The sequence below is a fragment of the Paenibacillus sp. FSL H8-0048 genome, from assembly GCF_038002825.1.
In the GTDB taxonomy this organism is placed as follows: domain Bacteria; phylum Bacillota; class Bacilli; order Paenibacillales; family Paenibacillaceae; genus Paenibacillus_AQ.
This window is the reverse complement of record NZ_JBBODF010000001.1, coordinates 1,246,663-1,272,178: the sequence shown is the minus strand read 5'-3', so window position 1 is coordinate 1,272,178 and position 25,516 is coordinate 1,246,663. Positions and strand designations below refer to the sequence as shown.

The following is a 25,516-nucleotide window of genomic DNA, read 5'->3' as shown; positions in this document are numbered from 1 at the left end:
AGATGTAATTAAAAATTAATAAAAGCATTCTTAACATCCACTTCTCCAGCCAGCAGGCCGTTCTCGCTCAGCCACTGGTTCACCTTCTCCCATGAGGCGCTGTCCTGGTAGCCGAAGGGCTGGGAACCGGCATCCATCAGCGGCAGCAGGATCTCCAGACTGCGCTTCTCAATCTTTTCATCCAGCGGCGCGGTGTCCTCCTGATGGGAGAGCAGCAGCTTCAGCGCTTCATCCGGGTGATCCGCTACATACTGCTGGCCTTTTCTGATAGCATCCACGAATTTCTGATAAAAGCCCTGTGAATCCTGCAGTCCCTGCTCACTGGCGACCAGCACCAGCTCATAATAATCCGGGACCCCGTAATCCACGGGATTGAAGGAGCGGACCGGATGGCCTTCCTGCTCCAGAATCAGCTGCTCATGATTGATGAACCCGCCCATAATTCCATCTACCCGCCCGGTAGAGAGAGCAGGAATCAGCTCAAAGCCGACATCCACCAGCTTGAGGGAGGAAGGGTCTCCGCCGTCGCTCTTGACCATCGTATTCAGCATCGCTTCATATAACGGAACGGAGGAATATCCGGCTTGTCTGCCTGACAGCTCTCCCGGGCGGGTAATGCCGCTGTCTGCGGCTACCATGAGATGATTCATCGGGTGGCGCACCAGCGCAGCGATCGACTTGACCGGAATCTGCTCGCCACGTGCCATCAATACCTGCGGCTGATAGCTGAGTGCCAGATCCACCTTTCCCGCCGCCACCAGCTTCAGTGCATCATTGGTATCGGCCGGCATCTGAATCTCAACTTCCAGACCTTCCGCAGCGAAATAACCTTCAGCCTCTGCCGCGTACAAAAAAGAGTGAACAGCATTGGGGTACCAGTCTAGCATAATCGTAAGTTTATGGGCTCCATCTTTAGCCTCAGCCCCTGCCCCAGAGGTGGCGGTAGTAACAGCCGGAGAGCCGGAGGCCGCCGGACTATTCGTATTGGCGCAGCCTGCCAGGACAGGCAGCATACAGAGCAGCAGAACGGACAGCAGCATGGCTGGCCTTGAGATTGCATGGTACAGATAACGGGTATAGCGGATAGTAGTCATGAATAACGTCCTCTTTTCTTCAGAATAAACTTCTCCAGCGCGGCGACTGCCAGAAACAGCAGGATACCGAGTATAGATAACAAGACAACAGCAGCGAACATCTTGGCGGTCTGGAGATTCCCGGCCATTCTGCGGCTGAAATAGCCCAGCCCTTCGCTGCCCCCAAGCCATTCCCCGATCGTTGCGCCAATCACACAGTACACTGCCGACAGCTTTAGACCGGAGAAAAAAGAGGGCAAAGCCAGCGGAACGCCCACCTTCCTTAGAATCTGCCAGCGGTTCGCGCCGTACGTCAGCAGCAGCTCCCGGTAGGCGTCTGTATTCTTGGACAAGCCATCATAGGTGCCAATGACCACCGGAAAGAAAGCGGTCAGGAAGACAACGGCGACCTTGCTCCATAAGGTGTAGCCGAACCACATGATGAACAGGGGCGAGAGGGCGATCAGCGGAACCGTCTGGCTGATAATCAGCAGCGGATACAGCGCCTTGGCCAGCGGACTGAACAGGTGCATGGCGATTCCCAGCAGGCTGCCGCAAATCACCGACAATGCGAAGCCTGTGAGTACCTCCAGCAGTGTAGCAGGCAGATGCACCCCGAATAACAAGCGGCGTTCCTCCAGTAAGGCCTTGCAGATGGCGGACGGAGCCGGAAGGATGAAGGGAGGAGCCAGCCCCAGGCAGGCTACAGTCTCCCAGACCGCAAGCGTCAGCAGAGCGAGAAGGACTGCTGGAGCGTAATGCTGGAGCAATCTTCTAGGGGCGGCGGTTCTCATATAGCTTCAGCTCCAATTCCTGGCGCAGGGCGGCGAACTGCGGTTCATAGTTCAGACTGTGATGGCGCGGACGGGGGAGGGCGGTTGAGAATTCCTGCATACCGCTGCCCTCCCGGCCAGTCATTAGATAGATTCTGTCACTAAGCAGGAGCGCCTCCTCCAGATCATGGGTGATGAACAGCACTGTCTTGTCCAGCTCCGCCCATAACTCCAGCAGCCAGCGCTGCAGCGAGCGCTTCGTAATGGCATCAAGCGCCCCGAACGGCTCATCCAGCAGCAGCAGGTCATTCCCGGCCGCCACGGTGCGGAGGACAGCCACACGTTGGCGCATTCCGCCGGACAACTCCTGCGGATAAGCTCCTTCGGTCCCGTCAAGGCCGAAGCGCTGCAGCAGGGTGCGGATCTCGGCCATAGCGGCTGCTTTGGGACGGCTGCGCTTGAGCTCCCAGGGCAGCAGACAATTGTCCATTACGGTCCGCCAGGGTAGGAGGAGATCCTGCTGCGGCATGTAGGCGACACTGCCCAGTCTCTTCGCTGCTGCAGCGGACTCGGCTCCGTTCAGCATAATCCTGCCGCTGCCGGGCTCCAGCAGACCGGCGATGATTTTGAACAAGGTGCTTTTGCCGCATCCGCTTCCGCCTACGACAGATATGAATTCGCCGCGCTGCACATTCATGGATAGCCCTGAGAAGACGGGGGTCCGGGATGAACCGGTCCCGAAGGCATAGGACAGATTGCTAATGTTGATCATAAGACTATGTATGAAGCCTCCTCGGATTGAAATATTTACTGCGCTGAACACCAAAAAGCCCCATTCATTCCCGGAGGCAATGAATGGGGCGGAAGGTACAGTCAGCTGCGGCCCTGTGACGGGAACCACTGATACATTCTGCTCCACTTCCCTCCGCTGGTATGATCCAGATCAGGTTCAAAGGGTCCGGAGCTTAAGCTCCGTCTCAGTCGGCCGACTCCCCTAGTGAATAATGCTGCTATTGAATTCGTAATTGCTACTTAATATACCACAAATTCCCCTCTTGTAAAGAGCAGGCGGTCAGCGTTTTGCCAGTCCGGTCACGAACAAAGCGACGATGCCCCTGGAGATGTCCAGCTTGGAGGAGTGGTGCCGCTTCTGCTCATACAGGTACAGATCGGGACTGAGGACAGAGATTAAGGCCGTAGCCGCAAAGGCCGGATCAATGTCAATAATCTCACCGCCCGCCGCAGCACGCTGCAGCAGCTCTGTCATCATCACCCCCAGCCGCTGGAAAAAAGGATGCTCAAACTGGGTCAGCTGCTTCTTGCCGGTGAACTCGGCTTTGATCATATTCAGCAGCTCGGCATATTGCTCAATGAAATCGGCAATCTGCTCAATGCTGCTCTGCAGCTGAGCTAGCGCCGGAGCTTCACCGGCACTGGCAGCGACCTGCTGCTCCAGACTGGACAGGAATTGATCTGCGCTGCCCTTCAGCAGGGCAGAACAGATCTCACCCTTGTCCGTGAAACGGCGGTACAGGGAGCCTTGCCCTATACCTGCCCGCTTGGCAATGCTGTACATGCTGACCGCCTCAAGTCCGCTCTCGGTGAATAACTGGCGGGCAGCTTCAAGAATCCGCTGTACATAAGGATCGGCGGACTCCGGAGGGGAGGATTCTATGGCTTGCGGAGCTGACGGAGGAAGCAGTGCAGCATCGGTGTCTGGCTTGTTCATGAGGACCCCTTTCAGAAATGAATCAGTGATTTACAGAAAAACAAATAAAAGAATTGACACAACGGACAATTGTCCGTAGACTATGAATTGCAATTACGGACAGTTGTCCGTTCACTCATTATATAGAACAATCTGCCCGCAGGTCAATGTAGAACGCGGACAGCTTTAGGAGGAGAAGAGACATGGATCAGACCTTGAAGCAGGAAGCCGATTTCCGGCTGTCCAGCATTCTGGTTCCGCTGCTGGCCATTATTGCAGGCGTATTTATGGTTGTGCTGGACAGTACGGCAATGAATGTAGCCTTGTCCAGGCTGGTAGTGGATTTCAAGACGGATCTGCATACACTGCAGTGGGTAGTTACGGGTTATATGCTGGCTCAGGCTTCCGTTATCCCGTTGTCAGGCTGGCTGTCTGACCGGTTCGGAGCCAAGAAAGTCTTCCTGACGGCGGTCATTGTGTTCACGATAGGCTCGATTCTGTGCGCTACACCAAGCAGCGCCGAATGGCTGATTGTGTTCCGGGTCATTCAGGGACTTGGCGGCGGCTGTGTGCTCCCTGTCGGGATGGCCTATGTGTACAGACTTGCTCCCAAAAGTAAGGTTGGCGTAGTCATGGGCATTATGGGCATTCCCGTTCTGTTCGCACCGGCTATTGGTCCGGTATTGTCGGGCTGGCTGGTTGAATACCATTCCTGGCGCTGGATCTTTCTCATTAATATTCCAATTGGCATCATTGCGGTGCTGATTGGACTGCGCAAGCTGCCGAATGCGGCGAAGAACAGCGTGCCCGGCATGGATAAGTTCGGTATGGTTCTGGGTCCGCTGGCCTTTGCTTCGTTAACCTACGGGGTTAGCCAGGGCGCCCAGAGCTGGACCTCCGAGAAAACGCTGATCGGGCTGCTGCTGGGCGCTGTGGCGCTGATCGCTTTTGTCATCGCAGAGCTGCGCTCCAAGACACCGCTGCTGGAGCTGCGGATTCTGAAGTCCGTAGATTTCACGACAGGAATCATCGTGCAGTGGATCGCCCAGTTCGGCTTATACGGCGCGTTATTCCTGCTCCCGCAATTTCTGCAACAGGCCCGCGGCTTCGGTGCATTTGATACCGGTCTGACGCTGCTGCCGCAAGCGATCGCTTCCGGGCTGATGATGCCGATTGCCGGGATACTGTTCGACCGGATCGGTGTGCGCTGGCTCGTGGTCTGCGGCCTTAGTCTGGTCTCCGGGGCGTTATTCCAGTATTCGCATGTAGACCTTACCACGCAGAGCCGGGACCTGATCCTTCCGCTGATCATGTGCGGGGCGGGCATGGGGATGATGATGATGCCGATGAACACGCATCTGCTCAACAAGGCGCCTAGCCACCTGGTGAACCGGGTAACCTCGCTGACGAACTCGATGCAGCAGGTAATTACTTCGCTGGCCGTTTCGACGCTGGTTACCATTCTGACCGCAAGAACAACGGCGCGTGGCATAGAGATGCAGGAAGCGGCGGCGGCTGCCGGGAAAAGTTCCGCAGGCGCTTCACAGCAAGCGTTGCTGCTGGCTAAGCAAACCGTATTATCGCAGGGCTTCGCGGACACGTTCCACATTATGATGTTTGTCGCGCTTGGCGGTGCGGTCCTTGGACTGCTGCTGCGCCGGGGCCGCCATTCTGGAACAGAACGTTCTAAGGAGAAGGCAACGCCAGAAATCATGCACGTATAGTAATACCCATATAGAAGCAGAGCTTATGTTGTCCATAGAGCAGCGATTCTCCTTTTCCGGGAGGGTCGCTTTTTGTGTTGCAGGAGCAGAATTTGGGGCAAGCTAAGCTATGGGAAATCAATATACGGTGTCTATAAAGAAGATACGAGAGGGGATTCATCGAATGAAAAAACTTAGTCTGACTATTATGCTGCTCCTGACCATAGTCACGGCTGCGGCTTGCGGAAGCAACAATAATGACAAGACAGCAACGGGCGGCAATACCGGGGCTGAACCTACGGCAGCGGCTACAGAGGGCGCAGCTTCCGGGCAGCAGAATAGTCTGGAGGCCGTCAAAGCCAGCGGCAAGCTGCGCATCGGAACAGAAGGAACCTACGCACCGTTCACCTTCCATGATGCGGACGGCAAGCTGACGGGCTTCGATGTCGAGATTGCCGAGGAAGTGACCAAGCGTTTGGGTGTGAAGCCGGAGTTCATTGAGACACAGTGGGACGGAATTTTTGCCGGGATGGATGCGAAGCGCTTCGATGTGATCTTCAATGAAGTCTCCATTACCGATGAGCGTAAAGTGAAATATGATTTCTCCGATCCGTATATTGTCTCCAAGGCTGTGCTGATCGTTCCTGAAGATAATCAGGATATCAAGACCTTCGCTGATCTGAGGGGTAAAAAAGCCGGCCAGTCGCTCACCAGCAACCTCGGCAAAATCGCCACAGACAACGGTGCCGAGATCGTATCCACCGAGGGCTTCAATCAGGCGATTGATCTGCTGACCTCCGGCCGGATCGATGCTACCGTCAATGACGGCTTGTCCTACCTCGACCTGAAGAAGCAGAAGCCCGGTGTCAAGATCAAGAAGGTGGATGAGATTGCCGAAGGCTCGCATAGTGCTGCAGTTTTCCTGAAAGGGAACGACGAGCTGGTGCAGGCAGTGAATGAAGCGCTGACCGCTATGAAGAACGACGGAACCTACCTTAAAATCTCTGAAAAATACTTCGGCGCTGACGTATCGAAATGATGGATGACCGCCAAATACAAATATTTCTCGATTCACTGCTGCCTCTGTTCAAAGCCGGGGTGGCTTTTACCCTTCCACTTGCGGTAGCATCCTTTATTCTGGGTCTGCTGCTGGCGGTGGTTACTGCACTTGCCCGGCTGTCCTCCTGGAGGCTTCCGAGGCTGATCGCGCGTTTCTATGTCTGGGTGATCCGGGGAACGCCGCTGCTGGTACAGCTGTTTATTATTTTCTATGGACTGCCCGCCGCCGGGATTGTGCTTGATCCGTTTATCGCTGCTGTGATCGGGTTCACGCTCAGTGTCGGGGCTTATTCCTCGGAGATTGTCCGGGCTGCTATTCTGTCTATCCACAAAGGCCAATGGGAAGCCGCGTTCTCTGTGGGGATGAGCCGGAAGCAGGCTCTGCGCCGGGTGATCTTGCCTCAAGCTGCCCGCGTGTCGGTTCCGCCGTTATCGAATTCTTTTATTAGCCTGGTTAAGGATACCTCGCTTGCGGCCAGTATTACCTATGTTGAGATATTCAGAAAAGCCCAGCAGATTGTGGCGACATCTTATGAACCCCTGCTGTTGTATTGCGAAGCAGCGCTGTTCTATCTGCTGTTCTGTTCCGTATTGTCGGCGCTGCAGAATTACTTGGAGAAGCGGCTGGACCGGTATTCGGCCAGTTAAGGTTAAGGAGGCACACGCATGATTGAAATACGCGGTTTACATAAGTCCTTTGGCCCGCTTGCGGTGTTAAAAGGGGTAGATCTTACCGTTCCACACGGCCAGGTAATGGTCATTATCGGACCTTCCGGCTCCGGCAAAACCACACTGCTGCGCTGCTTCAACCTGCTGGAGACCCCCGACAAGGGCAGTCTTACGCTGAACTCGATTAAGCTGGATTTCACCCCGGACGCCAAAATTCCACAGCGTACCGTACTGTCCCTGCGCCAGCAGACAGGAATGGTGTTCCAGTCGTATAATCTGTTCCCGCATATGACGGCGGTCGGCAATGTCATGGAGGGCCAGGTCACGGTGCAAAAGCGTTCCAAGGAAGAAGCGCGCAGCAAGGCGCTGGCCCTGCTGGACAAGGTGGGGCTGGCAGATAAGGCAGATGCGTATCCTCATCAGCTGTCCGGCGGCCAGCAGCAGCGTGTAGCGATCGCCCGCGCCATGGCTGTGGAGCCGGAGGTGCTGTTATTCGATGAGCCGACCTCGGCGCTTGACCCTGAGCTGGTCGGCGAGGTGCTGAAGGTCATCAAGCAGCTGGCCCGGGAAGGAATGACGATGGTCATCGTCACCCATGAGATGAAATTCGCGGCCGATGTGGCCGACCAGATTATCCTGATGGATAACGGAATTATTCTGGAGCAGGGCACCCCCCGGGAGGTTCTGGAGCAGACGAAGAACCCGCGTGCCCTGCAATTCTTGAACCGCTTGAGCGGGGAAGAGTGACTTTGTTTCTGAACGTTGCTCAAGCTGAAGGTATGCATACAACCGGTTGCATTGGCTGATACAACGGTACATGAACCAATGTGTATTAAAAACAGCATACATTGTTCTCGCAAGCAGGCATATGGACCTAATGTATGTCAAAAACAGCATACATTGTGCCCGCAGCAGGCATTTGGTCTGAATGTATGTGGAAAACAGCACACATTGTACCCGCAGCAGCCATATGGACCAAATGTATGTGAAAAACAACATACATTGTGTTTACGCGAAGATGAGGTGGGTGGCGAACGTAACGAAGAAGTGCACTTGAATCTGTGTTTGTAACTCCCCCTCTTAAACAGCGGAGCGGGCGGAATGACCCGCGGAAAAGCGGAGCGATTGGAACAACATTCCGTTTGCGGAGCGTGCTCCTAAGCGCCGCCGTAATATATACTCAGCAATGCTTCATCTCATAATAAGCCTACGTATTTCCTGCCCAAAAAACAAGGCTGCCCCTAGCCGTAACGGCTTCCGGGACAGCCTTTTATCTATCATACGCGGGGGAAGCGTTATGAACAAACCTAACCTTCATTTACTTCTGTGTGCCGCCATCGCTTACGGACTTCAAGTAGTCCAGCGTGTTGTACAGCATAACTGCTGCTTCAGCGCGGGTAATGGTGCTCTTCGGATTGAACTTGCCGCTGGCATCAAGGGTAGTGATCTTGTATTTCAGCGCCCGCTGAATGCTGCCCTGGTAGGAAGGGTCCAGCGCGTCTGCATCTGCAAGCGTAGCCGGGACGAGATTGATCATCGGCAGGTTACCGGCCTTCTCCACAGCTTGAACCAGCATACTGGTATACAGCTCTTTGGAGATCGGCTTCGCCGGATCGATATTGGCCGGGATATTCACACCATTATAGTGCGCATTGATGAAGGCTTCCGCGTACCAGGCATTGTCCTTTACTTTGGAGAAAATAGCACTGGCCTGGGGGGCCTTATTGAAATCAATTGCGGCCAGGCTAAGCTGCAGACCACCGGAGATGAACTGAACACCTTGTGCAGTCGATACTATAGCTCCGGGTAGAAACTGTGTGTCTGATATTCCTTTGATCCGTCCTTGCTCCTTTAGTGTATCTATTTTATCCTTGCCGCTTATACTGCCGATATCCTTGAAGCTGCTGCCGGCTGCGAACATCTGCCCACTGAGCGAGAAGGAGAGTAGGGTGGCTGCGGTTATAGCTGCGATGGTGTATTTTCTCATTAACATTTGAATTCCACCTCTATTATAGGTTGGGCCGCTTGGCCTGTATCAACTCCCTTGACGGAATAAGGTTAGAAAAGGTTGCAGCGCTCTACATCATTTCCTGAAACAGCAAATTGCGGTAGGGGTACCGGCTGAAGCGGGTCTTGAACAGCAGCGCTATTCCGCTTTCTTCAATCGTTACGGATTTCAGTGTCGTTGTCTTCACATGGCTGCGCACCAGCGCCCTTACCGCCCGGTTGTCTTTACGCCGGATGGCAGCTGCCATAGCTTCCGCGAAGCTCCGGTTAACCGCAAGCTCACGGTACAGCGGGATAATGGAACGCGCTATGCAGCGGTGAGCGTCTGTATTGAAGGTGAACTGAACGGTTCCAGGCGGAATCGTCGTTCCATTGGTATAGAAGGCAACCGGCAGCGGAAAAGGGAAAGAGATAAAATATCCGATCCCGTTCGTTCCGTAATTCTCCACGCCAGCAAGTGCGGGAATGCTGTGAAGCAAGCTGCCCATCAGGTCCAGGTCGGCAGTGACAACTGCGGTTGTCCATTGCCTGGCATAACTCCGGTTTCCGGCAATTTTCCGGTAGAACGGCAGCATGGCCGCAGCTACGCTGCGCAGTACACGGGCTGTTACAAGCCGCTGCGTCTGCTTAGGTTGTACTTTCGCCATCCGGATCCTCCTCACTTTCTACAGATTTTTTCCAAGTATAAGCATGTATCGGTTACATGTGATCTTGATATAGAGTATGGGGATAGCGGGTACTTCGGAATGGGCGGACCCGGTTTCGGCAGAAAAATTATCTATACGGGGAGTGGCGAAAGGGGGCTATTGCGGGCAAGTGATGTTATACTGGTGTCAGGACTTTTCTTTGATGGGCAAGTTTGTTATGCTTATATCGTAACGATTACTAATTATTCTGCGGGAATTGTTCTGCTTCCGGAAAGGTGGGAACCCGGGTGAACCGAGTGGCAAATATCAGCCAGCAGTTTGCGGCTCATAATTATAAGCTTACACCACAGCGTGAGGCTATAGTGAGGGTGCTGCTGGATAATGAGAAGGATCATCTAAGCGTGGAAGAGGTATATATGCTGGTCAAGCGCAGTTACCCGCATTTGGGGCTGGCGACGGTCTACCGTACCTTGGAGCTGCTGTGTGAACTTCATATTGTGCAAAAAATGAATTTCGGTGACGGCGTCGCTAGGTATGATCTGCGCGATGACGATCATGTGCATATGCATCATCACCTGATCTGCAATGTATGCGGGAAGCTGGAAGAGATCAAGGATGATTGGCTGGTGGAGCTGGAGGCGCGGGTAGCCCGTGAATATGGCTTCAGTGTGACTGATCACCGTCTCGATTTCAAAGGCACCTATAATAGCTGTCAAAAGAACGGCTGCAAGGGCGACAAGGACTGCCGCGCCGTCTCATAAGCACATTGGCAACGCACAGAAGGCGCAGGGCTGAAGTTCAGCCTGCGCCTTCTTATTTGTATGCCAGCAGGCCGGACTCGACTGCTACGAGCGGTTTGGCACAAAGGATTTGATCCAGGTTCCGAAGCTGCCGGGATTGCGGGTCTGAACCAGAATCACCCCTTCGCCGCGGAACCGGCAGACCAGGGCCTCGCCGCTGGTTAAGCTGTTCAGCCAGCCGGAGGCAGCTTTTTCTATCTTGTAATCCATATAATCCGGCCAAGCTACAAGATGTCCGTTATCGATGATCATCTCTTCGCCCGGTCCGAGGTTAATAGCGTGAATCGCTCCGAAGGAGGAGAGGAAGACGGTGCCCCTGCCGCTGATTTCGAGAATGAAGAAGCCTTCGCCGGAGAACAGGCCGCGGGTCAGATTCTGCATCTTGGTATTGACCTGAATGCCTTGGGTTCCCGCCAGGAAGCCGTCCTTCTGAACAATCAGCTTGTACGACCCGTCCAGCTCAATCGCCTGTACATCCCCAATTGCACCGGGTGAGAGCAGCACCTCACTCTGTCCGCGCGTGGCGGTCAGCTCCTGGAAGAAGAATTTCTCCCCGCTCAGCATGCGGCCGAGGCCGCGCATAATTCCGCCGTCCACGGTGCCCCGCAGCTCCACATTCGGTGACATGGCGACCATCGCCCCCATCTCCGCCTTGACGCTCTCGCCCGGCTCCAGCAGAACCTTCAGCATGGCGAAGGCGCCGTCATACAGCACATCGTATTTCATATAGTACTCCTCCTCATTCTTGCGGTTATTGGTTATGATCACAGGTATGTATCTTACTCTTCAAGCATACTTTACCAGATAGTCCAACTGCAAGCTGCGCAAGGATCAGAATAATGTGTTAGAATGAAAAAGACAGTGCAACCGCACTGAATATATGAATGACGAAGGAGTGTCGCAGCTTATGGCACGGACAAGAACGCAGAAGGCGCTGCTTAAGGCAGAGCGCTCAGGCACATGGTGTGCAGAAAGAAACCGCAGACTCAATCAGGATTACGGGGCCATCTCCCAGCATGTCAGAGTTACACCCGGCAAACGCGAGCAACTGAATAAGGTCAAACACAAGGAGCGGATCTTCCATGATGGCGCTCCTTTTGCATGCCTGAGAGCAGCCTGGTAATACTTATACCTGTGCCCTGCTATGAATACGGTACTCCTTAGGCGACATGCCGAACCGGCTGCGGAAAATCCGGTGGAAATAGGTATAGTTCGCAAATCCGCAGGTCTCGGAGACATGCTCCAGCGGCATAGGGCTGAACGTAATCTTTTCCCGCGCCATATCCAGCCGTACGTCATTTACATATTTTACAATCGTGGTGCCGAACGCTTCCTTGAACAGATGAACCGCACGGGAGACCGAGATATCCACGTGACCGGCCACATCCTCAAGCCGGAAGGCGTAAGAGGCGTGCTCTTCAACGTATTGCTTCATCCGGTAGGCCAGATAAGCCTTCGGTGAGATCGCGGGCTGATCAATCATCAGCCGGTCAATCTCCATACATAGAATCTGCAGATAACAAGAAGAAATGTCCGGTGAGGAGTCCGACAAGCGGCGCTGCTCCAGCACAAGCTGGCGGAAGAGGCCGAGAATATGATCGCTCATCGGCAGGCGGAGTACCGCCGGACGCTGCTTGCGTCCCCACCATTCTTCAATCCACGGGCCGCTGCAAAAGATATGATAGTCGCCGCTCTCGATTCTCGGCTTGCCGATGGGATAGACTTCCTTATCGATACTCAGATAGTAGGGGTCATCCGGTGCGAAGAGCATAAGATCACCGCTCTCAACGGTCGTGATGACTCCGTTCTCCCTGGTACGGCTGCGTCCTTCGGTCTGGAGCCGCAGCAAATAATACTGTACACCCTCGCTGCGTGACATATGGAATGGTTTGCGGTGGAAGGAGAATCCGGCGGAAAGAATGTGGCAAGCGGCAGATGTTGTCATGAGTCCCTCCTAGTCTGATAAATGATAAGCAGATTGTTCATGTTTTAATCATATTATTCATTTTATTATATACGCTTTCATATTACCATGTAGCTAAGCAAAAAACATACAAATGATGTGGAGAAGGCCGTATTGCGGCGCTAATCGCTACATTTACAAACTCTGGAAGCAGTGGATGAAACCAAGAGGACACATCGTTCTCCAATGTTTACAGCCCGTTTGTTCAGGTGATGCACTTCAGGGAAGGTAGCCGGGAGTGCGGCGGCAGCAAGAACAGGATAACTCCGGATCATATAAGGAGTGGAAAGAACAATGCTTAAGGTTGGATTGCAGCTGTACACACTTAGAGAAGAACTGGAACAGGATTTCGAGGGAACTATACGTAAGGTAGCCGAGCTGGGCTACAGCGGTGTGGAGTTCTTCCACTATTTCGGCCGCACGGCCGCGCAGGTGAAGGCGCTGCTTGAAGAGACAGGGCTTGTTGCTGTCGGAGCCCACCGCCCGTACGATGCGATGCTGAATGATACGGAGCAGGAGATCCGCTTCAATCTGGAGATCGGTAACCGCAATCTGATTGTGCCTTATCTGACAGAAGAACAACGGAACTGGGCGGAGGTAGCGGAGGGTCTGCGGACCATCGGCGAGAAATGCAAGGCTGCCGGTGCTGTTCTGTCTTATCATAATCATGATTTTGAATTCACGGAGAAGGTTGACGGCCAGCCGGCCTTTGATTATTTGTTCGAAGCGGTGCCTGCTGAGCAGCTTCAAGTAGAGATGGATACATGCTGGGTGTATTACGGCGGATATGATCCGGCAGAATATATCCGTAAGTACGCAGGACGCCTGCCGATCATCCACCTCAAGGATCTGAAGAAGAAAGAAGACGGCTCACCGGAGACTGTAGTACTCGGCGAAGGTGAAGCGAATCTGGCTGCGATTATTGAAGCGGCAGCTAGTGCTGGTGTGGAATGGGCAGTGGTGGAGCAGGACTTCTGCAGCCGCTCGCCGCTTGGTAGTGTGGCTGACAGCCTGAACTGGATCAAAACATACGAGAATCAAGGAGGAAGTATTCATGTCTAACAAACTCAAAATTGCTATTATCGGTTGCGGTGGTATCGCAAACGGGAAACATATGCCAAGCCTTGCCCGTCAGGAGGATGCCGAAATGGTGGCATTCTGTGATATCGTAGAAGAACGTGCCCAAGAGGCTGCCAAGACCTACGGTGCGGAAGGCGCTGCCGTATTTACCGATTTCCGTGAGCTGCTGGCAACGGGCGGATTCGATATCGTGCATGTCTGCACGCCGAATGACAGCCACTCCGAGATTACAGTTGCTGCACTGGAAGCCGGCAATCATGTGCTATGTGAGAAGCCAATGGCCAAGACCACTGCACAGGCTAAGGAAATGCTGGACGCCGCTAAGCGTACAGGCAAGAAATTGTCCATCGCCTATCAGAACCGTTTCCGCGCAGACAGCGAATATTTGAAGGGGCTGTGTGAAGAAGGGGAGCTTGGCGATATCTATTACGGTAAAGCTATTGCGCTTCGCCGTCGTGCGGTTCCAACCTGGGGCGTGTTCCTGGATGAAGAGAAGCAGGGCGGAGGACCGCTGATCGATATCGGTACCCATGCGCTGGATCTGACACTCTGGCTGATGAATAACTACAAGCCGCGTATGGTGGTAGGCTCTACCTTCCATAAGCTGGGCCAGAAGAAGAACGCCGCGAATGCCTTCGGTCCGTGGGACCCTGAGCAATTCAAGGTTGAAGATTCCGCGTTCGGCTTCATTACAATGGAGAACGGTGCTACAATTGTACTTGAATCCAGCTGGGCGTTGAACGTATCTGAATTCGGTGAAGCGAAGACGATGCTTGCCGGAACGGAAGGCGGAGCGGATATGAAGGACGGGCTGCGTCTGAACGGCGAACGTGCCGGCCGCCTGTATGAGACCAAGGTGGACCTGTCCTCCGGCGGTGTTGCCTTCTACAGCGGAGCAGCTGAGAATGAAGCAGACCGTGAAGCCCGTCTGTGGCTGGAAGCCGTAAGAGAAGACAAGGACCCGGTGGTTCTGCCGGAGCAGGCCTTCGTAGTTACCCAGATTCTTGAAGCAGTGTATGAATCAGCACGTACCGGACGCGCCGTATATTTCGACGGAAGTTCTGACAACTAAGAGCATCTCCGGGTCACGCGACTATCAGAGAAACAGGAGTGGAATCCATGAGTTCAATCAAACATACTGTAGCCATCATTGGTTACGGCGGAATGGGAAGCTACCATACCCAATTAATCAAAGAGAGTGACCGGGTGGTAGTGACCGGTGCCTTCGATCTGCTGGACAACCGGCGCGCCTTGGCTGAGGAAGCAGGCTATACCGCGTATGCCAGCTATGAAGACGTGCTGGCAGATCCGGCTGTGGACATTGTTCTGATTGCTACACCGAATGATGTCCACAAGGACATTGCCCTTCAGGCTTTTCAGGCGGGCAAGCATGTAGTCTGTGAGAAGCCGGTGGCCATGTCCTCGGCTGAATTCATCGAGATGCAGGCTGCTGCGGAGGCAGCCGGACGGGTGCTGATGGTGCACCAGAACAGACGCTGGGATGAGGACTTCCGCGTAATCAGGGAGATGTATGAGCAGGGGACGATTGGATCACTCTTTCAGATTGAATCCCGGGTGCACGGCGCCAACGGAATTCCCGGCGACTGGCGTCATGTGAAGGAGCAAGGCGGCGGGATGCTGCTGGACTGGGGCGTGCATCTGCTGGATCAGCTGTTGTTCATGATTGACAGCAAGGTGAGCAGTGTCAGCAGCAGTCTGAGCTTCATCCTCGGCAATAACGTGGATGACGGCTTCGATGCCGTGCTGCAGTTCGAGAATGGCATCAGAGCCATCGTGGAGGTAGGAACAACCAACTTCATCACGATGCCAAGATGGTATGTGAAGGGCACCGGGGGAACCGCAATTATTGAAGACTGGTCCCTGAGAGGCAGAATTGTAGCCCCCAACCACGAATCGGAAAAGATTGAACCGACACCGATCCGCGCAGGTGTAGGCTTGACCAAGACAATGGCTCCGCCTTCAGAAGGCTCAACGGTCCTTGAAGATCTGCCTGCGGCTATGGAGATGCCCTCCAGCTTCTATGATAATCTGGCAGCTGTCATCGAAGGCACGGCGGAGCCGATTGTCAAGAATGCCGAGGTGCTTCGTGTGCTGAGACTCATTGAGGCGATCTTCGAAGCTGCGGAGCGTAATGAGACAGTTAAGCATTTCGATATCTACGGAGCTTAAGCAAGCTCCAATACGACTCTAGGAGAGGTGGAATCTGCAAATGAAACTTGGAGTATTTATGGTGTTGTTCGGCGGCCGTAAGCTGGAGGATGCACTGGATTATGTGGTCTCCAAAGGACTTAAGGCCGTTGAGATCGGTACCGGAGGGTATCCCGGGAACAGCCATTGCAATCCCAAGGAGCTGCTGGAGAATGAAGCGGCCCTTCAGGAATTCAAGCAGCAAATAGAATCCCGCGGCTTGATCATCAGCGCACTAAGCTGCCACGGCAACCCGCTGCACCCGCAGAAGGAGCTGGCAGACAAGGATCACGAGGTGTTCGTAGACACCGTGAAGCTTGCACAGAAGCTGGGCGTTAAGGTTGTGAATACCTTCTCCGGCTGTCCGGGCGATCATGAAGGCGCTAAGTATCCGAACTGGCCAGTTGCCCCGTGGCCGAATGATTACCAGGAGATTCTGGCCTGGCAGTGGGAGAACAAGGTCATTCCTTATTGGACTGAGCAGGCGGCCTTCGCTACTGCACATGATGTAAAGATTGGTCTTGAGCTGCACGGTGGCTTCTCGGTACACACTCCGGCTACCCTGCTGAGATTAAGAGAAGCTGCCGGGGATGCCATCGGGGCCAACCTTGACCCGAGCCATATGTGGTGGCAGGGAATTGATCCGGTACAAGCCATTCATATTCTCGGCCGTGAAGGTGCAATCCATCACTTCCATGCGAAGGATACCGTTATTGATCCGGTGAACGTCAACAAGTATGGCCTGACGGACATGCAGTCTTATGCGAATATGCTGGACCGCGCCTGGCAGTTCCGTTCCGTAGGCTACGGACACGATGTTAAGGTCTGGGCAGATATGATGAGCGCACTGCGTCTGGTGGGCTACGACTTTGTAGTCAGCATTGAGCATGAAGACGGCCTGATGTCCATTGAAGAGGGCTTCTCCAAAGCGGTAGACAATCTCAAGCAGGTGCTGATCGAAGAGCCGCTGTCTGAGATGTGGTGGGTCTAACCAAGTGGAGAGCTTCACAAAAGTCCAATTGAACGACTGGCAGCTAAGCCTCTTGACTGCCGCAGCCTTTGGGACAGGTGTGCAGATCCTCAGCAGCAGGGAGCTGACCGCTGGATTCTTTAATACGGCCTATGATCTAGAATTAAGCGATGGCCGATCGGTCATTCTTAAGGTGGCTCCGGACCCGGAGACAGAGACCCTGAGCTACGAGAAGGATATCATGCATGCTGAGGTGGAAGCTCTCCGGCTGGTACGTGCTGCTGGCGGTGTGCCTGTGCCGGAAGTGTACAGCTATGATGATAGCCTGCAGTTGATCTCCTGTCCGTATTTCTTCATGGAGAAGATTGAAGGGCAGCCGTATAACGAGGTGAAGGAAAGTCTTACCGAGGAACAACGGTATTCCATTGAATTCGAGCTGGGCCAGTACCAGCGGAGAATCAATGCAATTGAGGGATCAGCCTTCGGGCTTTTCGGCAAAGAGCCTGACGGGAGAGGACTTACCTGGAGGGAAACCTTCAAGTCGATGCTGTTGAATGTGCTTCAGGATGCGGTCAGGCTGGAGGCACGGCTACCGGCCAGCCAGCAGGAAATAGAGCAGGTGCTGGAGCTGTATCTGCCGGCCCTGGATAAAGTGACGCAGCCGCGATTGGTACACTGGGATCTATGGGGCGGCAACCTTTTTGTACAGGATGGGGTAATCGTATCGGTTATTGACTGGGAGCGGGCGATGTGGGGCGATGTGCTGCTGGAGTATTATTTCCGGCATTTCGAGAGCTCGGCGGCGTTCTATGAAGGGTATGGGGCAGCTTTTACCAGCCGCAATGAACTGCTGCGCAAGCAGCTATATGACCTGTATCTGGATCTGATCCTGGTGATTGAATGTTACTCGCGCCAGTATAAGAATGAGAATCATATTAACTGGGTGCATGATAACCTTGCGGAATCCTGGACACGGTTCACAGCTGTGGTACTATAGCATACTTATGAGGCCGGGTCTCTTATTGAGATCCGGCTTTATGGCGGTTTGTTTTTTTGCCAACAAAGCGTTCTTCGTGTATATTTTGAGAGTGGCTGCGCAACCTGTGAGGAGCATAGCTGACATGAAATGATGGGTTACGGTGGCGTTTTCAGAAAAATCTTGACGTAAGCCCCCTAAGATAGATAAAATAATAGTATTGCGTGTTTTTTCGATATTAAGAATGAAGATCATACTTGAAAAGAAACAGAGAGGGTGACAGGATGGAGCGCCTTTTAGAGGTAAAAGACCTGGCTATATCATTCAGAACACGCGGAGGAGAAGTGCAAGCAATCCGTGGTGTCAGCTTTCATGTAAATAAAGGGGAGACTCTGGCGATTGTTGGCGAATCCGGTTCCGGTAAGAGCGTAACCTCGCAAGCCGTCATGAAGCTGGTTCCTCAGCCTGCGGGCGAATATAAGCGTGGACAGATTCTGTTCGATGGACAAGATCTGATCGGCAAGAATGAGAAGCAGATGCAAAAAATCCGCGGCAAAGAAATCGGAATGATTTTCCAAGATCCGATGACTTCACTTAACCCGATGATGAAGGTTGGCCGGCAGATTACGGAAGTGCTGTTCAAGCATGAGAATATCACGAAGGAAGCTGCCTACAAGCGTGGTGTTGAATTGCTTAATCTGGTAGGGATTCCGTCACCGGAACGCCGTTTCCAGCAGTATCCGCATGAATTCAGCGGCGGGATGCGTCAACGTGTTGTAATTGCTATGGCACTGGCGGCTAACCCTAAGCTCCTGATTGCCGATGAGCCGACAACTGCGCTTGACGTAACTATTCAGGCACAGATTCTTGATCTGATGAAGGACCTGCAGAAGAAGATTGACACAGCGATCATTTTCATCACCCATGACCTTGGGGTTGTGGCGAGAATGGCTGACCGTGTTGCTGTTATGTATGCCGGACAGATCGTCGAAATGGGTACCGCAGAAGAGATCTTCTACGATCCAAGACATCCGTACACTTGGGGCCTGCTGGCTTCCATGCCAAGTCTGGAAAGCAAGGGCTCGATGCTTACAGCGATCCCGGGTACGCCTCCCGACCTGATCAAGCCTCCTAAGGGAGACGCCTTTGCCCTGCGCAGCACATATGCAATGGCGATTGACATGGAGAAGGAACCTCCAATGTACAAGGTATCGGACTCCCATCTTGTGAAGTCCTGGCTAATGCATCCGATGGCACCAGCGGTGGAGCCGCCGGATGTCGTGAAGAAGCAGCGCCGCGTCTTGAGCAATGCCTACCCAGAGCCGGTACTTGTCGGCAATAGCGGCGATTACTAAGTTTAAATGATTAGATCAGCGTCAGGCCTTCATGGGCCTGGCGTTTTTTTGTTATTTTGTTTTATGGGTGAATATATTTCATATAAATATAAAACAAAACTAATTAATATAAATAAAAGTATTGACTAAATCTCATTTTCCCAGCAAAATGTAAGGGTATACATAGGGAGGTTATGATGAGATGAGAAAAAGATCCTTAACGGCATTGATATCCTTATCCCTGCTGTCGGCATGTGGTGGAGGGAACCCGGAAGGGCCGCCGGAGTTCGGGAATGTATCTGTGCACGATCCCTCTGTGATTAAGGTGGAGGATACATATTACGTGTTCGGTTCGCATCTGGCCTCGGCCAAATCCAAGGACCTGATGTCGTGGACGCAGATTTCTTCCGGCGTGACGGATGATAACGTACTGATACCGAATGTAACGGAGGAGCTCAGCGAGACGCTTAGCTGGGCCCAGTCGGACACGCTGTGGGCACCGGATGTCATTCAATTGGCCGACGGTAAGTTCTACATGTATTACGATGCCTGTAAAGGCGATTCTCCGCTGTCAGCGCTAGGTATTGCCGTGGCTGATAAGATTGAAGGTCCCTACAAGAATAAAGGTATTATTCTAAAGTCGGGAATGTCCGGCATCGGGGATGATGGTGAGGTCTATGATTCTACGGAGAAGCCGAATGTGGTGGACCCTGATGTGTTTTGGGATAAGGACGGCAAGCTGTGGATGGTCTACGGCTCCTACTCCGGCGGAATCTTCATCCTGGAGCTTGACCCGTCTACGGGCTTCCCGCTGGAGGGCCAAGGCTACGGCAAGAAGCTGCTTGGAGGGAACCATGCGCGGATTGAAGGTCCGTATATGCTATATAGCCCGGAGACCGGCTATTACTACCTGTTCCTCTCCTACGGCGGGCTTGATGCAAGTGGCGGTTATAATATCCGTGTCGCCCGCTCCAAGCATCCGGCTGGCCCGTTCGAGGACTCGGAAGGTAAGGCTATGCTGAACGCCCAGGGTACGCCTGGGGTGTTGTTCGATGATCCGGCGTACGCACCTTACGGCGTGAAGCTGATGGGGAATCATGAATTTGTGAATACAGCTGAAGAAGCCGCCGGATCGGATACAGGCTATGTCTCCCCGGGACATAATTCGGCTTACTATGATGAGAAGAGCGGGCAGTATTATCTGATCTTCCACTCAAGGTTCCCGGGTCTCGGAGAGCAGCATGAGGTTCGGGTTCACCAGATGTTCATGAATGAAGCGGGCTGGCCAGTTGTCGCACCCCACCGTTACGGAGGCGAGAAGATCGGCAAGTACACAGCCAAGGAGGTAACGGGTGCCTACAAACTGGTGAACCACGGCAAGGAGATTACGGCTGAGCTGGCGGAGTCGCAGTTGGTGGAGTTGAACGCAGACGGCACGGTAAGCGGGGCAGTAACAGGTACATGGGCCTTGAGCGATGATCATATGGCGAAGCTGACGCTAGAAGGTGCGGAGTATAGCGGGGTGTTCCTGCGGGAATGGAATGAAGCGGCCTCAAGCGAGGTAATGACATTCACGGCACTTTCAGCGGAAGGCGTTGCAATCTGGGGAAGCCATGTCTCACCGGAGAAAAAGTAACCTGATCCTGTGAGCATTCTAGTCACAGCCGGCAAAATACCCTTAACCATTACAAACAGCGGGTCTCCCATAGAATGGGCGATCCGCTGTTTGCTTTACATAGGAATTAGCTGCGATTACGCTTCATACTTGCGCAGAACGATTACAGCGTTGTGGCCGCCGAAGCCAAAGGAATTGGAGATCCCGATCTTCAGGTCTGCTTGGCGGGCTACGTTAGGGACATAATCCAGGTCGCAGGATTCGCCCGGCTGCTCCAGATTAATTGTCGGCGGGATCAGCCCTTCCTGCAGGCTTTTGAGCAGAGCAATGGCTTCCAGGCCACCGGCTGCGCCAAGTGCATGTCCGGTCATCGATTTGTTAGCCGTGACCGGAATCCGGTAGGCCTGCTCTCCGAATAGCTTCTTAATCGCCAGGGTCTCCGAAAGGTCTCCGACCACCGTGCTGGTTGCGTGTGCGCTAATGACATCTACCTCCCCGGGACTGATGCCAGCCTCGCTAAGTGCCAGCTTCATCGCCTGGTAGGCTCCTATCCCCTCAGGATGAGTAGCCACCATATGATAAGCGTCGGAGCTTGCGCCATATCCGGTGACCTCGCCATAGATAACGGCATCTCTGCGCAGGGCATGGGAGAGGGACTCCAGGATCACAATAGCTCCGCCCTCCGCGATGACAAATCCGTCCCTGTTCCGTTCAAAAGGCCGGCTGGCCCCCTGCGGTTCCCCGTTCCGGGTAGACAAGGCGGTCGCGTTGCCGAAGCTGGCCAGCGCAATCTCGGTCACAGCCGCTTCCGCACCTCCCGCAACAATCACATCGGCTCCGCCGTACCGGATCAGGCGGAAAGCTTCCCCAATGGCCGTGTTCCCAATGGAACAGGCGGTCACCGGGGAGAGTGTCGGCCCCTGTGCCCCGAGCCTGATGCTGATCATCGCTGCCGCCATATTGGAGATCAGCATCGGGATCAGGGTAGGGCTTACCCGCTCCGGTCCCCGGGACCGCAGCAGTTCGCCCTGGTCCATCAACGTCTGGATACCGCCTACGCCGGAGCCTACATAGACGCCCAGCCGTTCCCGGTCCAGCTCCTCCAGCCGGAGGCCGGAGTGCATCCAGGCCTCCTCTGCGGCGGCCAGCGCGAACTGGCTGAACCGGTCCATCCGCCGGGCCTCCTTGCGGCCGAATCTGGCATCCGGATCGAAGGCCTGTACTGAGCCGGCAATCTTGGTTTTGAAATGGGTGGTATCGAATGAATCAATCGGCGTAATCCCCGATTCTCCTGCCGTAAGGCGGCTCCAAAACTGGTCCACGGTATTGCCAAGCGGGGAGATGACACCCATTCCTGTAATCACGACACGTTCCATCTGCTATTCCTCCTGTTATTCTGGATAAGCTTATTTTTTCATGTTGCTTATCCTATTACAAGTTGTAGTTTATACTAGTATAATTACTACTACACTAACAGGCAGACGAACAATATGGCAGGAGGAAGCAGGATGTCCAATCAGAACAGACTTCAAGCATTATCAGAATTCCTGAAAGCAAGACGTGCAGCCATTACCCCGGCAGCGGCGGGGCTCCCGGAGGGCACCCGCAGGCGGACACCCGGGCTCCGGCGCGAGGAAGTGGCTCAGCTCTCCGGAGTAAGCAGTACCTGGTATACCTGGCTGGAGCAGGGGCGGGATATTAAAGTGTCTCCATCCGTTCTTGATTGTATTGCCGCAGCACTCCAACTGACGAAGGATGAGCGGAGTTACTTGTTCGCTCTGGCGCTGGAGAACGGACCGGGAATCGCAGACTATACCCAGGAGGAGCCTTCGGTGATTCATCCTTCCCTGCAAAAGATTTTGCAGGAGCTGAAGACCTGCCCGACCATCATCTCGGACCGGCACTGCGGCATTGTCGGCTGGAATGAGGCTGCGGCGCATGTGTTTCTTGATTTCGCTAAGCTGGCTCCGCAGCAGCGCAATATGATCTCACTGCTGTTCGAACGCAAGGAGTTCAGGCGGCTGGCGGTGAATTGGGAGCAGTTCGTCCGGGGATACTTATCGATCTTCCGCGCCTATTACGGGCAATATCTGGAGGACCGCTGGTACGATGAATTCATCGCGGAGATGAAGGAACGGCATCCGGAATTCAATCATTTATGGGAAGAGAGCCGGGTCAGCTCCGCGCCGGATGTTGTACTGGAATTCCGGCATGCCAAAGCCGGCAAAATGCTGTTCCATCTCACCTCCCTACAAGTGCAGGGTGCAGCGGATCTGCGTTGCAGCATCTACACGCCAGCGGGTGAATCAGGTACAGAAGCCAAGCTGAAGCAGCTCATGGAGCTTAAGTAATGAAGGTGATAGATTTTCCTTATGGATTCATAAAAAACAATAAATATGCAATATAGATTTAGCAGTTTATACTCCTAATATGATGAATTTCTTCCTGCGGGGGACCGGAAAAGGGGTAAAGATATAATGGCTAAAGTAACGGGATTAGAAGGCGTAGTTGCCGGAGAGACAGCAATTGGATTGGTAGATGGAGAGAAAGGGTATTTGGTGTACCGCGGATATTGGGCAAAGGAGCTTGCGGTGAGCAAAAGCTATGAAGAAGTCGCTTATTTGCTCTGGAACGGACACCTGCCTGATGCGGAGGAGCTGGCGCAGCTCAAGGCGCAAATGGCAGCGGAGAGAAGGGTTCCTGAATATCTCTGCAAAATGCTTGATCTGTATCCGGCTTCTGTCCCGCTGATGCTGGTACTACAAAGTGCAGTGGCTGCCCTTGGGGATGAGGAGAACGCTACCTGGCCGCCCACGCTGAAGCAGGCCGTGCGGCTGACGGCAATGCTTCCGGCGATCATAGCTTACAGGTACCGTAGCCTTCAGGGCTTGCCGCCGCTGAAATCGCTTCCTGAGCTTGGCCATGCCGCGAATTATCTGTATCTGCTCACAGGCAAGCTGCCTGAAGAGGCTCATGTGAAGGCACTTAGCGCCTATATGATCCTTTGCATGGAGCATGGCATGAATGCCTCAACGTTCGCCGGGCGGGTGGTGCTGTCCACGGAATCGGATCTATGTGCGGCTGTAGCCGGATCAATCGGAGCGATGAAGGGTCCGCTGCATGGCGGTGCGCCATATGAAGTGATATCGATGCTGGAGGAGATCGGAACGAAGGAACGCGCAGAGCCTTGGCTGAGAGGGAAGCTTGAGGCTGGAGAGAAGCTGATGGGCTTCGGGCACCGGATCTACAAGACTAAGGACCCGCGGGCTGAAGCCCTGCAGATTGCGACACTTACGATGATCGGCAAGGACGCCTACTTTGATCTTGCGCTTCATGTGGAGGCTACTGCGGTTGCGCTGCTGAAGGAATACAAGCCGGGCCGCCGCCTGTTCACCAATGTTGAATTCTATGCTGCGGCTATACTGAAGGCGCTGAAGCTGGCGCCGGAGATCTTCACGCCTACATTCACAGCGGGAAGAATTGTCGGCTGGACGGCCCATTTGCTGGAGCAGTCAGCCCATAACCGGATTTTCCGGCCACAATCTACTTATATCGGACCTATGCCTGAATCAGAGACAGTTTGATAGCAGCTGCTTCTCTATTGAACGTGCAAAAGCACCCCCGGCCGTCTACCAGCCGGAGATGCTTAACAAGGGAATGTTAATGAGAGAGTATGAGGGGGGATACTCTTACATTAGATTAGAAATCAGAGGTTGCCACTTCGATTGTGCCGAAGACTGCACCGGCAGCTGTGCTGAGAAGTCCTGCGACCAGCAGGGCATGCACGGATAGAGTGAGACTGTTAAATGCAGGGATAATATAAGTCACCACAGGTGCATTGACTCTGTAAATAACAAGATCCACGGGGAACCCGGAATTGTTGTTTACAGTCACTGCCGCGTTGATGCCACCTGCCAGATTTTCATAGAAAGATTTACCTACAGAAGCCGGCAGATTGAAGAATTGTTGCGGTAATAAGATAGCCATTGTAATGTCCTCCTTTTCCTTGTGATAGGATAGTATATTCGGCAAAGCTATGATTGCTGTAACGTATGTCATGGGAGATTCACACATTTCAATAGGATGCCGGCAGATTCATAGACAACCCGAATCTATGGTACACTGGATGTAATCTAGTGACAGGTAAGGGGAAATGACAACAATGAAGCTGGTGTCCTGGAATGTGAACGGTCTGAGAGCTTGTGTGAATAAAGGGTTTAACGAGTATTTCCGGGAGGTTGACGCAGATATCTTCTGTGTGCAGGAGACGAAGCTCCAGGAGGGGCAGGTTGTTCTGGATCATGGAGAGGAATATGCGGAGTACTGGAATTATGCACTCAAAAAAGGATATTCGGGTACGGCGGTATTCACCAGAATCAAGCCGCTATCCGTACGATATGGACTGGAGCAGGAGACGGAGGATGAGGGGCGGATTATCACCCTGGAATTCCCGGATTTCTATCTGGTGAATGTGTATACGCCGAATGCCAAACGCGATCTGTCGAGGCTGGACTACCGGATGGAGTGGGAGGACCGGTTCCGCGCCTACTTGCTGAAGCTGGATGAGCATAAGCCGGTTGTCGTGTGCGGGGATCTGAATGTGGCGCATCAGGAGATTGACCTGAAGAATGCGAGATCGAACCGGGGGAATTCAGGCTTCACTGACGAAGAACGCGGCAAAATGACCACGCTGCTCGCAGCCGGCTTCGTGGATACCTTCAGATGGTTCTATCCTGAACTGGAGGGTGCCTACAGCTGGTGGTCCTACATGCCTAAGGTCAGAGAGAAGAATGTGGGCTGGCGGATCGATTATTTTCTCGCTTCCGAGCGCTTGACCCCGCGTCTGCTGGACGCCGGAATTGAATGTAATGTGCTTGGCAGCGATCATTGCCCGGTAGTCCTCCATCTGGCGGATACGGCGGAAGTATAGA

General features: G+C 53.6%; 26 protein-coding genes and 1 riboswitch. Of the genes, 16 read left to right on the top strand and 10 right to left on the bottom strand.

The features are described 5' to 3' along the window. Positions 1-8 precede the first annotated feature (8 nt). The 4 genes from NSU18_RS05575 to NSU18_RS05560 form a co-directional block, all read right to left on the bottom strand. Positions 9-1,094, bottom strand: a complete 1,086-nt coding sequence (locus tag NSU18_RS05575) for an ABC transporter substrate-binding protein (RefSeq protein ID WP_341148458.1) — start codon at positions 1,092-1,094, stop codon at positions 9-11. Further along, positions 1,091-1,867 carry an ABC transporter permease gene (locus NSU18_RS05570; protein ID WP_341148457.1) on the bottom strand — a complete coding sequence of 259 codons (777 nt, stop codon included), beginning with the start codon at positions 1,865-1,867 and terminating at the stop codon, positions 1,091-1,093. Before NSU18_RS05570 ends, NSU18_RS05575 begins: the two co-directional genes overlap by 4 nt. Further along, on the bottom strand, positions 1,848-2,618 hold the full coding sequence (locus NSU18_RS05565; RefSeq protein ID WP_341021352.1) for an ABC transporter ATP-binding protein: 771 nt from the start codon (positions 2,616-2,618) through the stop codon (positions 1,848-1,850). The genes NSU18_RS05570 and NSU18_RS05565 overlap by 20 nt, the downstream gene beginning before the upstream one ends. Positions 2,619-2,749: 131 nt before the next feature. Next, positions 2,750-2,852, bottom strand: a riboswitch (TPP riboswitch). 66 nt (positions 2,853-2,918) lie between these two features. Next, positions 2,919-3,575, bottom strand: coding sequence for a TetR/AcrR family transcriptional regulator (locus NSU18_RS05560; protein ID WP_341148456.1), 657 nt, complete (start codon positions 3,573-3,575; stop codon positions 2,919-2,921). Between the two features lie 182 nt (positions 3,576-3,757). On the opposite strand from NSU18_RS05560, the gene NSU18_RS05555 reads away from it, so the two are divergent. The 4 genes from NSU18_RS05555 to NSU18_RS05540 all read left to right on the top strand — a co-directional run bounded on the left by NSU18_RS05555 (position 3,758) and on the right by NSU18_RS05540 (position 7,732). Then, the gene (locus tag NSU18_RS05555; RefSeq protein WP_341148455.1) at positions 3,758-5,278 is read left to right on the top strand and encodes a DHA2 family efflux MFS transporter permease subunit; all 1,521 of its coding nucleotides are present in this window, start codon (positions 3,758-3,760) and stop codon (positions 5,276-5,278) included. 163 nt (positions 5,279-5,441) lie between these two features. Beyond that, positions 5,442-6,296: an amino acid ABC transporter substrate-binding protein gene (locus NSU18_RS05550; protein ID WP_341021356.1), complete on the top strand. Its 855-nt coding sequence runs from the start codon at positions 5,442-5,444 to the stop codon at positions 6,294-6,296. Beyond that, entirely contained in the window at positions 6,296-6,964 is a 669-nt protein-coding gene (locus NSU18_RS05545; RefSeq protein ID WP_341021357.1) for an amino acid ABC transporter permease, read from the top strand. Before NSU18_RS05550 ends, NSU18_RS05545 begins: the two co-directional genes overlap by 1 nt. Positions 6,965-6,982: 18 nt before the next feature. Beyond that, on the top strand, positions 6,983-7,732 hold the full coding sequence (locus NSU18_RS05540; protein ID WP_341148454.1) for an amino acid ABC transporter ATP-binding protein: 750 nt from the start codon (positions 6,983-6,985) through the stop codon (positions 7,730-7,732). 571 nt (positions 7,733-8,303) lie between these two features. On the opposite strand, the gene NSU18_RS05535 is transcribed toward NSU18_RS05540, so the two are convergent. Beyond that, positions 8,304-8,978 carry an S-layer homology domain-containing protein gene (locus NSU18_RS05535; RefSeq protein ID WP_341021360.1) on the bottom strand — a complete coding sequence of 225 codons (675 nt, stop codon included), beginning with the start codon at positions 8,976-8,978 and terminating at the stop codon, positions 8,304-8,306. Positions 8,979-9,063: 85 nt separating this feature from the next. Then, entirely contained in the window at positions 9,064-9,639 is a 576-nt protein-coding gene (locus NSU18_RS05530) for a hypothetical protein (RefSeq protein WP_341021361.1), read from the bottom strand. A gap of 287 nt (positions 9,640-9,926) precedes the next feature. Here NSU18_RS05530 and fur point away from each other — a divergent pair, with 287 nt between their 5' ends. Next, positions 9,927-10,400: a ferric iron uptake transcriptional regulator gene (fur, locus tag NSU18_RS05525; RefSeq protein ID WP_036729146.1), complete on the top strand. Its 474-nt coding sequence runs from the start codon at positions 9,927-9,929 to the stop codon at positions 10,398-10,400. Between the two features lie 84 nt (positions 10,401-10,484). Here the strand turns inward: fur and NSU18_RS05520 are convergent, their stop codons facing one another. After that, positions 10,485-11,165, bottom strand: a complete 681-nt coding sequence (locus tag NSU18_RS05520) for a TIGR00266 family protein (RefSeq protein WP_341021362.1) — start codon at positions 11,163-11,165, stop codon at positions 10,485-10,487. A 181-nt stretch (positions 11,166-11,346) separates the two neighbouring features. On the opposite strand from NSU18_RS05520, the gene NSU18_RS05515 reads away from it, so the two are divergent. Continuing rightward, positions 11,347-11,562: a hypothetical protein gene (locus NSU18_RS05515; protein ID WP_341021363.1), complete on the top strand. Its 216-nt coding sequence runs from the start codon at positions 11,347-11,349 to the stop codon at positions 11,560-11,562. 3 nt (positions 11,563-11,565) lie between these two features. Here NSU18_RS05515 and NSU18_RS05510 read toward each other — a convergent pair whose 3' ends face one another. Further along, entirely contained in the window at positions 11,566-12,384 is an 819-nt protein-coding gene (locus NSU18_RS05510; protein ID WP_341148453.1) for a helix-turn-helix domain-containing protein, read from the bottom strand. A 312-nt stretch (positions 12,385-12,696) separates the two neighbouring features. Here NSU18_RS05510 and NSU18_RS05505 point away from each other — a divergent pair, with 312 nt between their 5' ends. The 7 genes from NSU18_RS05505 to NSU18_RS05475 all read left to right on the top strand — a co-directional run bounded on the left by NSU18_RS05505 (position 12,697) and on the right by NSU18_RS05475 (position 20,606). Then, complete coding sequence (locus tag NSU18_RS05505; RefSeq protein WP_341148452.1) at positions 12,697-13,464, top strand: sugar phosphate isomerase/epimerase family protein; 768 nt, start codon at positions 12,697-12,699, stop codon at positions 13,462-13,464. Continuing rightward, complete coding sequence (locus NSU18_RS05500; protein ID WP_341021366.1) at positions 13,457-14,554, top strand: Gfo/Idh/MocA family protein; 1,098 nt, start codon at positions 13,457-13,459, stop codon at positions 14,552-14,554. The genes NSU18_RS05505 and NSU18_RS05500 overlap by 8 nt, the downstream gene beginning before the upstream one ends. A 47-nt stretch (positions 14,555-14,601) precedes the next feature. Continuing rightward, positions 14,602-15,672, top strand: a complete 1,071-nt coding sequence (locus NSU18_RS05495) for a Gfo/Idh/MocA family protein (RefSeq protein ID WP_341148451.1) — start codon at positions 14,602-14,604, stop codon at positions 15,670-15,672. A 40-nt stretch (positions 15,673-15,712) separates the two neighbouring features. After that, on the top strand, positions 15,713-16,681 hold the full coding sequence (locus NSU18_RS05490; RefSeq protein WP_209985768.1) for a sugar phosphate isomerase/epimerase family protein: 969 nt from the start codon (positions 15,713-15,715) through the stop codon (positions 16,679-16,681). 4 nt (positions 16,682-16,685) lie between these two features. Beyond that, positions 16,686-17,657, top strand: coding sequence for a phosphotransferase family protein (locus NSU18_RS05485; protein ID WP_341148450.1), 972 nt, complete (start codon positions 16,686-16,688; stop codon positions 17,655-17,657). Positions 17,658-17,920: 263 nt separating this feature from the next. Beyond that, positions 17,921-18,991 (top strand): ABC transporter ATP-binding protein, encoded by a 1,071-nt coding sequence (locus NSU18_RS05480; RefSeq protein WP_341021371.1) that lies wholly within the window; start codon positions 17,921-17,923, stop codon positions 18,989-18,991. 181 nt (positions 18,992-19,172) lie between these two features. Next, a complete protein-coding gene (locus NSU18_RS05475) occupies positions 19,173-20,606 on the top strand; it encodes a glycoside hydrolase family 43 protein (RefSeq protein WP_341148449.1) in 1,434 nt (477 codons plus the stop codon). 116 nt (positions 20,607-20,722) lie between these two features. On the opposite strand, the gene fabF is transcribed toward NSU18_RS05475, so the two are convergent. Beyond that, positions 20,723-21,961, bottom strand: coding sequence for a beta-ketoacyl-ACP synthase II (fabF, locus tag NSU18_RS05470; protein WP_341148448.1), 1,239 nt, complete (start codon positions 21,959-21,961; stop codon positions 20,723-20,725). Between the two features lie 132 nt (positions 21,962-22,093). Here fabF and NSU18_RS05465 point away from each other — a divergent pair, with 132 nt between their 5' ends. Next, on the top strand, positions 22,094-22,936 hold the full coding sequence (locus tag NSU18_RS05465) for a helix-turn-helix transcriptional regulator (RefSeq protein ID WP_341021376.1): 843 nt from the start codon (positions 22,094-22,096) through the stop codon (positions 22,934-22,936). A gap of 126 nt (positions 22,937-23,062) precedes the next feature. Further along, positions 23,063-24,169: a citrate synthase/methylcitrate synthase gene (locus tag NSU18_RS05460; RefSeq protein ID WP_341148447.1), complete on the top strand. Its 1,107-nt coding sequence runs from the start codon at positions 23,063-23,065 to the stop codon at positions 24,167-24,169. A gap of 115 nt (positions 24,170-24,284) precedes the next feature. On the opposite strand, the gene NSU18_RS05455 is transcribed toward NSU18_RS05460, so the two are convergent. Next, positions 24,285-24,572, bottom strand: coding sequence for a hypothetical protein (locus tag NSU18_RS05455; RefSeq protein WP_340023200.1), 288 nt, complete (start codon positions 24,570-24,572; stop codon positions 24,285-24,287). A 175-nt stretch (positions 24,573-24,747) separates the two neighbouring features. Here NSU18_RS05455 and NSU18_RS05450 point away from each other — a divergent pair, with 175 nt between their 5' ends. Then, a complete protein-coding gene (locus NSU18_RS05450) occupies positions 24,748-25,515 on the top strand; it encodes an exodeoxyribonuclease III (protein ID WP_341021381.1) in 768 nt (255 codons plus the stop codon). Position 25,516 lies beyond the last annotated feature (1 nt).

What these genes read in the sequence shown, in the direction of transcription:
- NSU18_RS05460 (WP_341148447.1), top strand. Translation starts at nt 23,063, where the DNA reads ATGGCTAAAGTAACGGGATTAGAAGGCGTAGTTGCCGGAGAGACAGCA.
- NSU18_RS05550 (WP_341021356.1), top strand. Translation starts at nt 5,442, where the DNA reads ATGAAAAAACTTAGTCTGACTATTATGCTGCTCCTGACCATAGTCACG.
- NSU18_RS05480 (WP_341021371.1), top strand. Translation starts at nt 17,921, where the DNA reads ATGGAGCGCCTTTTAGAGGTAAAAGACCTGGCTATATCATTCAGAACA.
- NSU18_RS05505 (WP_341148452.1), top strand. Translation starts at nt 12,697, where the DNA reads ATGCTTAAGGTTGGATTGCAGCTGTACACACTTAGAGAAGAACTGGAA.
- NSU18_RS05515 (WP_341021363.1), top strand. Translation starts at nt 11,347, where the DNA reads ATGGCACGGACAAGAACGCAGAAGGCGCTGCTTAAGGCAGAGCGCTCA.
- NSU18_RS05540 (WP_341148454.1), top strand. Translation starts at nt 6,983, where the DNA reads ATGATTGAAATACGCGGTTTACATAAGTCCTTTGGCCCGCTTGCGGTG.
- NSU18_RS05465 (WP_341021376.1), top strand. Translation starts at nt 22,094, where the DNA reads ATGTCCAATCAGAACAGACTTCAAGCATTATCAGAATTCCTGAAAGCA.
- NSU18_RS05500 (WP_341021366.1), top strand. Translation starts at nt 13,457, where the DNA reads ATGTCTAACAAACTCAAAATTGCTATTATCGGTTGCGGTGGTATCGCA.
- NSU18_RS05575 (WP_341148458.1), bottom strand. Translation starts at nt 1,094, where the DNA reads ATGACTACTATCCGCTATACCCGTTATCTGTACCATGCAATCTCAAGG.
- NSU18_RS05570 (WP_341148457.1), bottom strand. Translation starts at nt 1,867, where the DNA reads ATGAGAACCGCCGCCCCTAGAAGATTGCTCCAGCATTACGCTCCAGCA.
- NSU18_RS05455 (WP_340023200.1), bottom strand. Translation starts at nt 24,572, where the DNA reads ATGGCTATCTTATTACCGCAACAATTCTTCAATCTGCCGGCTTCTGTA.
- NSU18_RS05560 (WP_341148456.1), bottom strand. Translation starts at nt 3,575, where the DNA reads ATGAACAAGCCAGACACCGATGCTGCACTGCTTCCTCCGTCAGCTCCG.
- NSU18_RS05495 (WP_341148451.1), top strand. Translation starts at nt 14,602, where the DNA reads ATGAGTTCAATCAAACATACTGTAGCCATCATTGGTTACGGCGGAATG.
- fabF (WP_341148448.1), bottom strand. Translation starts at nt 21,961, where the DNA reads ATGGAACGTGTCGTGATTACAGGAATGGGTGTCATCTCCCCGCTTGGC.
- NSU18_RS05520 (WP_341021362.1), bottom strand. Translation starts at nt 11,165, where the DNA reads ATGAAATACGATGTGCTGTATGACGGCGCCTTCGCCATGCTGAAGGTT.
- NSU18_RS05535 (WP_341021360.1), bottom strand. Translation starts at nt 8,978, where the DNA reads ATGTTAATGAGAAAATACACCATCGCAGCTATAACCGCAGCCACCCTA.
- NSU18_RS05555 (WP_341148455.1), top strand. Translation starts at nt 3,758, where the DNA reads ATGGATCAGACCTTGAAGCAGGAAGCCGATTTCCGGCTGTCCAGCATT.
- NSU18_RS05545 (WP_341021357.1), top strand. Translation starts at nt 6,296, where the DNA reads ATGGATGACCGCCAAATACAAATATTTCTCGATTCACTGCTGCCTCTG.
- NSU18_RS05510 (WP_341148453.1), bottom strand. Translation starts at nt 12,384, where the DNA reads ATGACAACATCTGCCGCTTGCCACATTCTTTCCGCCGGATTCTCCTTC.
- NSU18_RS05565 (WP_341021352.1), bottom strand. Translation starts at nt 2,618, where the DNA reads ATGATCAACATTAGCAATCTGTCCTATGCCTTCGGGACCGGTTCATCC.
- NSU18_RS05450 (WP_341021381.1), top strand. Translation starts at nt 24,748, where the DNA reads ATGAAGCTGGTGTCCTGGAATGTGAACGGTCTGAGAGCTTGTGTGAAT.
- NSU18_RS05530 (WP_341021361.1), bottom strand. Translation starts at nt 9,639, where the DNA reads ATGGCGAAAGTACAACCTAAGCAGACGCAGCGGCTTGTAACAGCCCGT.
- NSU18_RS05490 (WP_209985768.1), top strand. Translation starts at nt 15,713, where the DNA reads ATGAAACTTGGAGTATTTATGGTGTTGTTCGGCGGCCGTAAGCTGGAG.
- NSU18_RS05475 (WP_341148449.1), top strand. Translation starts at nt 19,173, where the DNA reads ATGAGAAAAAGATCCTTAACGGCATTGATATCCTTATCCCTGCTGTCG.